Origin of the sequence: Bacillus sp. JAS24-2, assembly GCF_008274905.1 — a bacterium.
GTDB lineage: Bacteria > Bacillota > Bacilli > Bacillales > Bacillaceae_G > Bacillus_A > Bacillus_A cereus.
Window position 1 is genome coordinate 4,479,527 of the sequence record NZ_CP031068.1, and the last position, 12,872, is coordinate 4,492,398.

Here is a 12,872-nt window from a genome sequence, read left to right on the forward strand (position 1 = left end):
CCGCTTCGGCACAAATTAAGTACCAACCACTACCACACACCATCAGGGAATTCCTTCTCCCCATAAAAGAAGGTCGCTTTCTAGAATATTACTGGTCCTAAACACAAAAACAGGCTTCTTCTTTCTTCCTACCCGCGGTCTTAATACATCATTCGAGCACCCATTAGGCACTAACCGCCACCACTCATCGCTGGGTCATCTATTCAACCTAAAAAAAGAAGGGTTTTTCGCCCTTCTTCTCTACGCGTTATTCTTAATTGTCTCTAACGTCGTTTTATCTGTTGTTCTTACAAGCTTCGTAATTAATTCTTTCGCCGCTGCATAATCATCAACATGTAAAATTGAAGCATGTGTATGAACGTAGCGTGCACAAACACCAATTACTGCTGATGGGATACCAGAGTTACTTGTATGTACACGGCCCGCATCTGTACCACCTTGTGAAATAAAGTATTGGTACGGAATGTTGTTTGTTTCTGCTGTATCTAAAATGAATTCGCGTATTCCTCTATGTGTTACCATCGTGCGATCGTAAATACGAAGAAGAGCACCTTTTCCTAATTGACCGAACTGTGTTTTGTCACCAGATGCATCGTTTGCTGGACTTGCATCAAGCGCATAGAAAATGTCTGGTTGAATCATATTTGCAGCTGTTTGCGCTCCGCGGAGGCCTACTTCTTCTTGTACAGTAGCACCAGAATATAATGTATTTGGTAATGTTTCATCTTTTAATTCTTTTAACAATTCGATTGCAAGACCACATCCGTAACGGTTGTCCCAAGCTTTCGCCATAATTTTCTTCTCATTTGCCATCGGTGTGAATGGGCAAATCGGCACGATTTGTTGTCCTGGTTTTACACCAATTTCAATCGCATCTTCATAACTATCTGCACCTATATCAATTAACATATTTTTTATATCCATCGGTTTTGCACGTTGCGCGTCACTTAATAAATGAGGAGGAATAGAACCAACAACCCCAATAACAGGACCATTCTTCGTCATAACTTGTACACGCTGTGCTAATAAAACTTGGCTCCACCAGCCGCCTAACGTTTGAAAACGAAGCATTCCGTTTTTCGTAATTTGCGTAACCATGAAACCTACTTCATCCATATGACCTGCTACAAGAACACGCGGGCCAGTTTCGTCCCCTTTTTTCAGACCAAATACGCTACCTAAACCGTCTTGTACAATTTCATCCGCATATTTGCTTAATTCTTGTTTCATAAAACGGCGTACATCATGTTCAAAACCTGATGCACCTTGTAATTCTGTTAACGTACGAAATAATTGTAATGTCTCTTTATTCACGAAGTCCCCTTCTTTCAAACCTTAGTAGAATACCTCTTTTATTGTAACGAAATTTTCGAAATGTTTCTAGTTTCTTCTTTTTTGGCTGTATTTGCTTTATAATTATTATCGGTACACTATTTTTATTTTATAGAATTGAGGTGAATATATGAGCTGGAAAGGTTTAGTAGCAGGTCTTGGCGTTGGGTTCGCAGCTGGTTATCTCGTTGCAAACAAAGTACAAGAACAATCCCATATTTCTTCAGAAAAAGCATTGAAAATGGTGAAACAAGCATTAAGTCATAAAGGTGAAATTACTGGCTCTTGGGTACATATGGTTCCAGAGACATTTGAAAAATATGATGTCGCATATGAAGTTTATCGCGGCGGTCTTACAACAATGTTAAATGATATACAAGAACGATTTGAATTTTTAGTTGATGCTAAAACAGGTACTGTTTTAGAGGTTATAGCAGCATAAAAAGGAGGGTTCCCATTAGGTGAACCTCTTATTTTTTTGAAATTGCGGGTATTGATTAAAATTATATCAGCGATTTTCCGAATATATCGGCGCAACTCAATTTATATCAGCGATTTCCCAATTATATCGGCGCAACTCAATTTATATCAGCGTTTGTTTAAATATATCGACTTACCGACAAAACCCGACAATAAAAAAGAGGCTGCTCCAATAAATATGATGGAACAACCTCCTATTTTTATGCTTCTATACTCGTTTTCCGTTCTATTTTTTCTACGATATGCCCTTCCTCATTCCACTTCACAGCGCGATAATATGCGTCATGGTAAAACGTAAACCATGCCTCTTTTTCAGCACCATACTTCATCCACTTTTGCTTATTTTCAATCGAGGTCATCGGATAATCGTCGTATGCCATTACCCATAATACATTTTGATGTGCGTGCGTCGGTAATAGGTCTGCTAAATGAAGCATCGTTTCCCCATGGCTTTCTAAAGCAATAACTGCATGTCCATCACTATGACCACCTGTATGCGCCATTTTTATTTCATCTGTAATTTCTATTTCTTGCTGGAACGTAACAACTTGATCTACAATCGGCTCCCAATTTTCCTTCCAATATGTATTACGGGATCTAATATTTGGGTTCCTCATTTCATTCCACTCTGTTTCACTTACGTAAACTTTCGCGTTCGGAAACGCTGGTACAAGGTGATCACCTTCCCATTTTGTTAAACCAGATGCATGATCAAAATGAAGGTGCGTCATTAAAACATAGTGAATATCTTCTGGCTTTAATCCTAGTTTTTCTAATGATTCATAAACCGATGATTCTTCTGTTACACCTTGATTCCGCTTCATCTTCTCATTCAATTTACCGTTTCCTATTCCGGAATCAATGAGCATATTTCCGTCTTTCGTTTGCAAAAGTAACGGATCTGTTCGTAAATAAATATGATTTGTATCATTATGTTTATACTTACGTGACCAAAGTACCTTCGGCACAACACCAAACATCGCTCCCCCGTCTAAATGTGTATTCCCGCCTTTTAACCACGTTACTTTTATATCTCCAATTTGTAACTGTTCCATTACACATCCCCCTTTCAATTAATCTTAACATAAAATTCTGATTATTTTAGATGTAAAAAAACCTATGCATTACTGCATAGGCTCTGTACGATATTTTGCTTCAACTCGGTAAATACGATGACCTTTACTAGAGAATTTCTCTTCGTATTCAGTCATGATGTTACCTTCAAAGTCGCTGTTATGAAGATCTAAGCTTAAGTACGTTAGTAACATACCATACTCAGCCATACTCATAAGAGAATATTCAAATAGACCTTGGTTATCTGTTTTGAAATGAATTTCTCCGCCTTCTACTAACACTTCTTCGTAATTACGTAAAAATGTTTTATACGTTAAACGACGCTTCGTATGACGTTTCTTTGGCCATGGATCTGAGAAGTTTAAATAAACGCGATCAATTTCACCTTTCGCAAAGAAAACTGTTAAATCTTCAGCATCTTTATTAATTAACTTTAAGTTTGGTAATTCTTCTTCAATTAATTTATCAAGTGCATCTACAACAACACTTGTGAATTTTTCAATTCCAATATAATTAATATGTGGATTCGCTTTTGCCATATCATACATGAAGCGGCCACGACCTGTACCTACTTCAATGTGAATTGGTTGTTCGTTTCCAAATACTTCTTTCCAGCTACCAGCGCGCTCCTCTGGGTTTCCGATTACGATATGTGAATATTCATTAATTCGATCCATTGCATACGGTTTATGTCTTAAACGCATAGATGTTTCCCTCTCTTTACATAGCTATTTTAAAGGAATAATTCCTTCTTTCTTTTTTAATCAATCTACCAAACAAAAAACCAAGTACGTACGAGCACTCGGTCCGTTTCTTTCAAGTATAAGATGTACCATTTTGATAAAAACTACATACAGCATTAAACATTCCATGACGAAACAGCTTTTTCTCTTACATTTGAAGAGAAAAACAATCGAAAGGATGATCCGTTCATGCCAATTAATCAACAACATCAATTAGAAGTGCTGAAAGATATTTTAGTCAACCACCAAAGTGATTGCTGCGGGACAGTTTCAGAATGCGAGCAATTAGAGCGCCTCATTCAATCGTTACTCGCAAACGATAATATAAGTAGTGACGCTAAAACAATGCTAAACGATGTATATTCTTATAGTCAATCGGGTAAATCTTCCTCTAATTTGGACAACCATATTTCCAATAATCAAGAACAACTTACTCAGTGGATTGCTGGAATGGACAATTTTTCTTAAGTATTATTCTGAAGCAAGTAGTTGCTGTAAATATTGATGCCAATATTCAGCTTCTGCTTGCTGTTTTTTTGTTGTATGCCATTGAATAGACAAAATCGTTTGTGCTATCACATACCATCTCATACGCCTAAGCAGCGATTCATCCATTTCAATATCATAATAACCGAGCCACTCACTCCACTCCTGGCGCGGAATGTACCAATATAATAACATACCGAGGTCTAGAGCTGGGTCAGCAATTACAGCTCCATCCCAATCAATTAAAAACAATTCATCTTCATCCGACAATAGCCAGTTGTTATGGTTTACATCACAATGGCATACAACGAATTCATTGTATTCAATAGCTTTTAATGAATCTATTAAATATTGAAGGCCTTGCTGAATTGTTTCATCATCCCTTATATCTCCTCTTAAAACGAGTTGCAGTTGTTGTAATAACTCTTGTGCGTGAAGCGGCTGCTTCCCAAGTCTTTGAATCATCTGTACAAGCGCTTTAGAGGAGTGTATTTTCTTCAAAAGTTTCGCAACACGTTCTAGTTTCATATCTTCTGGCTCTAGCTTCTGTCCCGGAAGCCATTTTTGAGCAGAAATTACATCACCATTCGTTACCCTTCTTGTCCAAAGTAATTTTGGAACAATTCCTTCTGCTGACAATACCGCTAAAAAGGGCGATGTATTCCGCTTTAAAAATAACTTCTGTTGTCCGTTTTGCGCAATATATGCATCGCCCGTTACTCCACCAGCCGGTACAAGACTCCACTCTTTTCCTAATAATTGTTCCAACCATTCCATATTCATTACCCGTTAACAAATCCTTATCTTTTATAGTTATGAAAAGAAAAACCGCAACAGTTCTACACATGTTGTGGATTCATATATTTTACTGTAAATGAAAAGAAAAATTAGCCTAAGCCAAAAATCCTCTATTTTATTTTACAAAACCTGTCATAGAATGACAACTTATCAAAATCGTCACCTTTGTCAATTCTACATTTATTACATTCTCATCGTCAAGTAGCGATTTGTCACATTATCGTCAATATATACGTGCTAATTGGAGCGAGCCTAAGTTCCTTTCCTCTAAATGAAGAAATTGGCTCTATTTTCGCTTCGTTTTCGTTTACTAACACATGCCACGTTGCTTCTTTCGGAAGTTGCACAGTTTTAGCTTCTAAACCGCTATTAAATAAGACGATAATCTCTTTCCACGGCCCAAACGATTCTGCATGCTCTAGGTGATATGCAAGTACTTCTGTAGATGTTTGTAAAAAAGTCATATGTTTTTTTATAAGGTCTGCATTTTGTAATCGGAATGCCCCATGCTCTTTACGAATCGCAATTAAACCTTTTATATAGTTAACGGTTTCTATCTCTTTCTCTTTTTGATCCCAATCTAATTGATTGATCTCATCATTTGCATTATAACTATTTTCATTTCCTTTCTTCGTACGATAAAACTCTTGCCCTGCGTGTAAGAAAGGAATGCCTTGTGAAAGAATAACCATTGCGCTCGCTAATAGGTGACGTTTTTTCAAAATCGTTTCTGATTCTTCATTACTGCGCACTAGTTTATCCCACATCGTCATATTATCATGACATTCTACATAGTTAATGCTTTGCGCCGGCTCTAAAAACAGCCCTGTTTCTTTCATACTTAAAAGACTTCCTGCTGCAATATACTGCAAATGATTACAGTCTACATGCCCACCAAATGCAAAACCACGCTTATTTATATGAAATGTACTCCCTTTTATCCCATCACGAAATTGATCATTAAACTGCGCGATATGTGGCATTTTCTTCGCATTATTTAACGTTGCTTTTTCCTCAAGAGGAAGCGGTGTTTGTAAATCCCATCCTTCTCCTAATAACAAAGCATCTCGTTTTATGTTTCGCACTTCTTTCTCTATCATATTCATTGTATCAACATCTAAAATTCCCATTAAGTCGAATCGGAATCCATCGACATTGTATTCAGTAAGCCAATATAAAATAGACTCTACAATGAATTTCCTCATCATTTTCCGTTCAGACGCTACATCATTTCCGACTCCCGTCCCATTAGAAGGCATACCATCTTCACCATGACGAAAATAATATCCTGGAACAAGCTTCTCAAATGATGATAGCTCTCTTTCATAAACATGATTATATACAACATCTATAATCACCCTAATACCTTGTTCATGAAATGTTTCAATTAGTTGTTTGCACTCAACTATCCTGTTATACGGATCAGAGGGGTTTGTAGCATAAAATCCTGTTGGTGCATTGTAATATAATGGATTATATCCCCAATTATAGGCGGACGAAGGATTCGCCTCATCTACACCACCGAAACAATATAAAGGTAATAATTCAACATGCGTAACGCCTAAATCTTTTATATGAGACAAACCTGTCAATGTCCCATTTCGTCCTGTTGTTCCTTCTTCCATTAGCCCTTTATACGTCCCTTTTTTACTCACTCCACTGTTCGGATGAATAGTAGCATCACGAATATGCAATTCATACAATATGGCATCTGTCATTGCTTGTAATGGTGGTAATTGCTCTCGTTTCGTTACAGTCGTCTTTTCTAAATCGATAACAATGCCATACTTTCCATTTACAGTCACTGACTTTGCGTAAGGATCCACCGCTTCGTTCCATATTAAATTAATACAAACAAGAAATGTATAGCGTGCTCCGTCTAAATCACCTTGTAATGTTTGAATCCAAACTCCGTTTTCTCCCCTGTACATTTCATGATCGGTATATTCTTTATCACTCTTATAAATTCTTACTTTCGCAAGCCTTGCAGTTGGGGCCCATACTTTAAATGTCGTTTCTTGTTTTTGATACACAGCACCTAAATCTGTACCTTCGTAATAATACTTTTCCTCGAAAATTTTTGTTCGAATAACAGCACCTATTTGTAAATCAGTTTCTTCATTCCGTTCATCTCGTACTGTATAATACTTCCCCACATCTAGCGGCTCTTCTATAAAGCACTCATACTTCGTTGCATCTGGAAGCGCAATAGTATGAGCAATCGGTAAATCTTTCACATTACTTCCTTCTTGCAAACGAAATGTCCGACTTGTTCCATACGCATGTGGGAGCAAAATTGTAATTTTATTCATTTCATCTAAATAGGCATCAAATGGACGTTTTACTTTCAACATAAAAAAATCACCATCATTCTCAAAGTTAAAATAAAGTGAAACTTTAATGAGCGAGAAAATTTTTCCATCCTCACTTATTATTAGCCTTCACCAATTAGGCGAGATAAAATGAGCTGCAAATGATAAGGCTTTTCTTATCAACAAGACTCTATACAGTAACTCCATTCTTCTCTATAGTATATTCACCTGCATAAAAAACGTTTTCAACATTCTATTTTTGTAATTTTATTTCAGCAATCGATTTATACTTCGGGGTTTCTTTCACGTGGGATTCGTATAAAGTAATTGTATCTGCTTGAAATGATATTTCAGGCACTTCTTTTATACTTTCTAAACGAAACTTTTCTTCTCCTATCCATTTACGAGCAACGGTAATATGCGGGTGATACGGGCGTATTTCTAGAGAAAATCCATTTTCTTCACAAATGGCATGTACTTGCTTTTGCAACTGAAACAAATCGTGATTCTCACTTACCTTCGCCCAAAAAATACGGGGCTGATCTTCCCTACCAAACGTTGAAAAACCTTGTAACGTGAACGATAGTTCTTTTGTTTCTGCAACTGTTTGTAATCCATTTTTTATTCCCTCTAATTGTTCCTCCGTTGCACTCCCTAAAAATGAAAGGGTAATATGATAGTCTTCTTTATGTACCCATGAACGAAATTGTAATTCCTCTTGCATGTCCTTTTTATAGTTATACAGCATTTCTTTTATATGATTCGGTAACGTAATTGCGACAAAATAATGCAGTTCCATGTACATCTTCTCCTTCTTTCTATTGTTGCTTTTCTTTCTTATCTCATTCAGGTAAAAAGAAGCCGCTCTCCAAAATAGAGAGCGGACATTATTTATATATCCATTACTTCGCTAATTCATGAATTGCTTGCGCGTAAATTGCTGTTGCTTTTAATAAGTCTTCAATTTCGATATACTCATCTTTTTGATGTGCAAGTTCTTCTTTTCCAGGGAATAGCGGCCCAAATGCCACACCAGCTTTTAATGAACGAGCATAAGTACCGCCGCCGATTGCTAATAGTTCTGCTTTTTCACCTGTTTGTTCTTCATACACACGTTGTAACGTACGGATTAATACGTGATCTTTATCGACGTGATGTGGGCGAGAATTAGAATAGTCAGCCACTTCAAAACCATGCGTACCAACATATTCTTTCAACTTCACAATTGTTTCTTCAAAGTTAGTTGTAACTGGGTAACGTACGTTTAGCCCTAAGTTACCACCGTTTTCTTTCGTATAAGAAATGCGACCGACATTCACTGTTAACGGACCGCTAATTTCATCTTTATAAGCAATAGTAGCTTTTTCACCAAAAATATCACCAGTAAATGTTTCTGTTGCAAATGTCGCAAATGCAGTTGCTTTTCCATCAAGTGAAACTGTAGTTAAGAAGTTTGCTAATAATAAACCTGCATTTTCTCCTTTTTCAGGAGTAGATCCGTGCGCTGAAATTCCTTCTATTTGCAACGTCACTGCATTTCCTTCTATAGTCGATTTCCCTATTTTTTTAGCAGTTTGTAAATACTCTTCATATGCTACTGTAAGTGCATTTACATCTTCTCCTGTTATAACCGCTTCTGCAAAATCAGGAACCATATTTAAACGGCGCCCTGAATCAAATGAAACAAGTTCATATGTACCTTTTTTCTCTTCACTACCATTTTGCACAACTTGTATGTCAGAAATTCCTTTTTCTGCATTAATAATTGGAAAGTCTGCATCTGGTGCAAAACCGATTGTTGGCATTTCTTCATTTTTAAAGTAGTGATCTACACATTTCCAATTACTTTCCTCATCTGTTCCTATAATCATACGAACACGTTTGGAAAGAGGTAAGCCTAATTCTTTCACAATTTTCATCGCATAATATGCTGCCATCGTTGGGCCTTTATCGTCAATTGCACCACGTGCAAAAATCTTTCCATCGCGAATATCCGCACTATATGCAGGAGTCGTCCAGCCATCTCCTTCTGGTACAACATCAACGTGACAAAGAATACCTACTAACTCTTCTCCTTGTCCCATTTCAAGATGACCTGCATATCCTTCTAAATTTTTAGAAGCAAAACCTTCAGTTTCTCCTTTATGTAACATGAAAGATAAAGCTTTTTCTACACCTTCACCGAATGGTGCGCCCTCTTTCGCCGATTCTTCTTCCCATACACTTTTAATTTGTAAAAATTGTTGTGTATCACGAATTAAATCATCTTTTCGTTTCGCAACTTCTTCTGTCCAATTAATTGCTGACATCACGCATCCATCCTTCACTATATTGTTTCTTTCATCATAACAAACCGAAATCTCTTATGCCATACACGAAAACTAAATACCGAACAATTGTAATATTTCAGATATTTCGTATTAGTTTTTCTTTTATTTTTTCAAAAAAATTTGCAGGAATTTGGCGTTTTACGTAGAATTTTATGTGTTAGTTGACTGACCATATATACAATGTCAACTACCAATATTTTTCTATATGAATATTTGTTAAATTTCTGTAAAATTTAAGTAGATTAAAGCATGAATTTTATCATGTAGAGTACAATGGTAGTAACGACCTTCTTTCCTGAATGGGGTCAAAAAAACTAGTAGAGGAGTGGTTTTCTCTTGAAACCTACAACTACTCGTATGCTAACACGCATTAAATCAATTTATATGTACATCAATGAAAACGGAACGGTAACGACGAAAGACCTTGTAGATGAGTTCGGGATCACACCGCGAACGATACAACGTGATCTAAATGTGTTGCAGTTTAATGAACTCGTGTATAGCCCTTGCCGCGGTAAGTGGACAACAACAGGAAAGAAAGTGAGAATGACCTCATAACGAAAAATAATTGTATGTAAATAAATACATACCCCTTTCTAATTATTAGAAAGGGGTCTTTTCTGCGCCTATAAAGGTACTACTTGTCAGTATCTACTTGATATGTTTTTAACATTTCTACTTCTTCATCTGTTAGCTCTCGGTATTGTCCAAGTTCTAGTTCTTCATCTAATACTAACGGACCCATCTCTGTTCTCTTTAGGTAGACTACTTTTTTTCCTACCGCTTCAAACATACGCTTTACTTGATGGAATTTCCCTTCCGTAATCACAAGCTCAATTTCAGAAATATCATCGCTTTTCAATATTGTAAGTGCACCTGGCTTTGTTTCATAGCCATCATCTAAAATAACACCTTTAGCAAACTCTTTTACATCCTCTTCTGTTACTACTCCTGCAACGTGTGCATAATATTTTTTCGGCACATGCTTTTTCGGAGATAATAATTGATGTGATAACTTCCCATCATTTGTTATCAATAAGAAACCTTCCGTATCGATATCAAGTCGTCCAACTGGGAACGGATCAAAGATTGCATCTTCTAATTCTAATAAATCTATTACTGTTTCATGATTATCATCTTCCGTCGCTGAAATAACACCTTGTGGTTTATGCATCATTAAGTAAACAAATTCTTTGTATTCCACAACTTCACCGTGAATCATAACTTCTTGCTCTTCTACATTTACATGAACTTTCGCATCTTTTACTGGCGTTCCATCAATTTTCACAACGCCGTCTTTCAATAATTTCTTTACTTCTTTTCTACTTCCATATCCCATATTTGCTAATAATTTATCTAATCTCACGTTTTTCACCTTCTTTATTTATCATAGAAAAGGGGACGTAATTACGCCCCTCTTGATTTCAACTTTATTTTAAATCTACTACCAAGTTTACGTTGAATTTTATCTAATGCTTCTCCGCCAAATACTCTTTCAAGTACTCCTGTGCGAATTGCTAACAATCCGTAAACAAGACCGCCAATACCTGCACAAATTGCAACTGTTATAAGAGCACCAATACGGCCATCAGGCGAAATCATGAAGGATAGAAGCCATTGTGATAGTTTTACAGCAACGACCATTATAAGTGTTAGTACTGCAATTTGGAATGTTCTTTTATATACAACACCGAATGAATAGTGTGCGTATTTTTTAATTTGTTGATTTGTGTACCAAACAGAAGCTAAGAAACCAACTGCTGTTGCTAGAATTGCTCCTACTGTACCGAAATAACGAATAAAGATTACGTTACATACAAATTTCAAAATAACGCCCATTATAAGCGCAATAATCGCATGCTTCTGCTGGTTAATACCTTGCAGGATTGCCGCTGTTACTGTAAATAAAGCGAATAACAACGCAACTGGTGCATACCACATTAATACTTGTCCACCTAGTGGATCTGAATCGTAAAACGCAGTATAAATTGGATATGCCAGTGAAGAAATACCGACAACTGCTGGCAATGTTAAAAACATATTCGCCTGGAATGTTTGTGTAATTTGCAATTTCAAATAGCGGTATTGTTTTTCAGTAAATGATTTTGTAATTGCTGGTACAAGCGTTAAACTAAACGCTGTTGCAAGTGATACAGGAATCATAATTAACTTATGCGTCCACATTGTGAAAATACCGAGAGCTCGCTCTGCGATATCACCTTGACCAATCGCCTGCATAATTGAGTTAAATGTCAATGTATCAATTTGTTGATATAAAGGAATTGTTAACCCAATTACAACGTAAGGAATCGCATATGCAAATAACTCTTTAAACAATTGAACGGTGCTTACTGTTGATTCTGGTACAGTTTGTTCAATTAGATATTGATCCAAATATTTTTTACGTTTTAACCAGTACCAAATTAACACACCGAGTGCTCCAACCGCTGAAACGAACGCAGCAAATGTCGCTACTCCAACTGCTGTTGCAACTGTACCGCCAAGTACTTTAATAACGATAAAACTACCTGCTAATAAAAAGACGATACGAATAATTTGTTCAATAATTTGTGAAACGGTAGTTGGTCCCATAGACTGGTGACCTTGGAAATAACCACGAATTAAACTCGCTGCTGGTACAACAATAAGTGCGAAACTTACAAGACGAATAATCGTCGTAACTTCTCCTACATTATTGTGTATACTTTGTTTACCAAGCATCGCTTCTGCAAACAATGGCGCCGTCATGTACAGTACTAGGAACGAAAGAACTCCTGTTACTATCATCATAACCATTCCCGAGCGGAACATTCTCCGGCTCGTTTTATAATCGCCAAGCGCATTATATTTGGAAACAAATTTTGAAACAGCAAGTGGCACACCTGCCGTTGCGATACTTAAAAAGATCGTATATGGAATGTATCCATATGTATAGAGCGTTCCGCCTTCTGTTCCTACTAATGCATGAAACGGAAAGACGTAAATCATGCCTAAGAACTTTACTAAAAATGTCCCTAGCGTAACAATAAGCGTTCCGCGCAGAAATTTTGAATCGGACATACAAAAATCCTCCTACATCTACATAAAGTGAAACTATAATTAGTTGGAGACTTCTCTCCTACTCCTTATTAGTTGAACCATTCGAGCATTTACAGGCTAACAGACTCCCTATTTACTTCTCCTAAATCTTGAGGTTTTAGTCTTATCGCCTACAAATGGCAGGATAGTGCTGAACTCTAACTTTTGTATTGTACCACAATTCTCTCATTAAGCAGTACTTCACTCTATTTTTCTTTTAAGGGAAAACATGCTATTCT

12 protein-coding genes are annotated in these 12,872 nt (G+C 36.7%); 3 read left to right on the forward strand and 9 right to left on the reverse strand.

From position 1 onward, the window contains the following. Nucleotides 1–240 precede the first annotated feature (240 nt). Nucleotides 241–1,314, reverse strand: a complete 1,074-nt coding sequence (locus DN407_RS23240) for a M42 family metallopeptidase (protein WP_001031514.1) — start codon at nt 1,312–1,314, stop codon at nt 241–243. 148 nt (nt 1,315–1,462) lie between these two features. Here DN407_RS23240 and DN407_RS23245 point away from each other — a divergent pair, with 148 nt between their 5' ends. After that, nucleotides 1,463–1,774, forward strand: coding sequence for a PepSY domain-containing protein (locus DN407_RS23245; protein ID WP_000118543.1), 312 nt, complete (start codon nt 1,463–1,465; stop codon nt 1,772–1,774). Nucleotides 1,775–2,012: 238 nt separating this feature from the next. Here the strand turns inward: DN407_RS23245 and DN407_RS23250 are convergent, their stop codons facing one another. Next, nucleotides 2,013–2,867 (reverse strand): YtnP family quorum-quenching lactonase, encoded by an 855-nt coding sequence (locus DN407_RS23250; protein WP_061654602.1) that lies wholly within the window; start codon nt 2,865–2,867, stop codon nt 2,013–2,015. A 69-nt stretch (nt 2,868–2,936) separates the two neighbouring features. Then, entirely contained in the window at nt 2,937–3,590 is a 654-nt protein-coding gene (gene trmB, locus DN407_RS23255) for a tRNA (guanosine(46)-N7)-methyltransferase TrmB (RefSeq protein WP_001239385.1), read from the reverse strand. A 228-nt stretch (nt 3,591–3,818) separates the two neighbouring features. Between trmB and DN407_RS23260 the strand changes: the two genes are divergently transcribed. Further along, nucleotides 3,819–4,097: a YtzH-like family protein gene (locus DN407_RS23260; RefSeq protein WP_001122235.1), complete on the forward strand. Its 279-nt coding sequence runs from the start codon at nt 3,819–3,821 to the stop codon at nt 4,095–4,097. Between the two features lie 3 nt (nt 4,098–4,100). On the opposite strand, the gene DN407_RS23265 is transcribed toward DN407_RS23260, so the two are convergent. From DN407_RS23265 to pepV, 4 genes are all read right to left on the reverse strand, one after another. Then, a complete protein-coding gene (locus DN407_RS23265; protein WP_149216660.1) occupies nt 4,101–4,898 on the reverse strand; it encodes a phosphotransferase family protein in 798 nt (265 codons plus the stop codon). A gap of 227 nt (nt 4,899–5,125) precedes the next feature. Continuing rightward, nucleotides 5,126–7,267 carry a type I pullulanase gene (gene pulA / locus DN407_RS23270; protein ID WP_098023081.1) on the reverse strand — a complete coding sequence of 714 codons (2,142 nt, stop codon included), beginning with the start codon at nt 7,265–7,267 and terminating at the stop codon, nt 5,126–5,128. Between the two features lie 211 nt (nt 7,268–7,478). After that, complete coding sequence (gene thpR, locus DN407_RS23275) at nt 7,479–8,024, reverse strand: RNA 2',3'-cyclic phosphodiesterase (RefSeq protein WP_000418996.1); 546 nt, start codon at nt 8,022–8,024, stop codon at nt 7,479–7,481. 103 nt (nt 8,025–8,127) lie between these two features. Then, nucleotides 8,128–9,534: a dipeptidase PepV gene (gene pepV, locus DN407_RS23280; protein WP_001274251.1), complete on the reverse strand. Its 1,407-nt coding sequence runs from the start codon at nt 9,532–9,534 to the stop codon at nt 8,128–8,130. Between the two features lie 357 nt (nt 9,535–9,891). Here pepV and DN407_RS23285 point away from each other — a divergent pair, with 357 nt between their 5' ends. Beyond that, nucleotides 9,892–10,113: a DeoR family transcriptional regulator gene (locus DN407_RS23285; protein WP_000805512.1), complete on the forward strand. Its 222-nt coding sequence runs from the start codon at nt 9,892–9,894 to the stop codon at nt 10,111–10,113. A gap of 79 nt (nt 10,114–10,192) precedes the next feature. Here DN407_RS23285 and DN407_RS23290 read toward each other — a convergent pair whose 3' ends face one another. Both DN407_RS23290 and DN407_RS23295 read right to left on the reverse strand, forming a co-directional pair. Next, entirely contained in the window at nt 10,193–10,921 is a 729-nt protein-coding gene (locus DN407_RS23290; protein WP_001234946.1) for a pseudouridine synthase, read from the reverse strand. A 41-nt stretch (nt 10,922–10,962) separates the two neighbouring features. Further along, on the reverse strand, nt 10,963–12,615 hold the full coding sequence (locus tag DN407_RS23295) for a putative polysaccharide biosynthesis protein (RefSeq protein WP_001284029.1): 1,653 nt from the start codon (nt 12,613–12,615) through the stop codon (nt 10,963–10,965). Nucleotides 12,616–12,872: the final 257 nt, after the last annotated feature.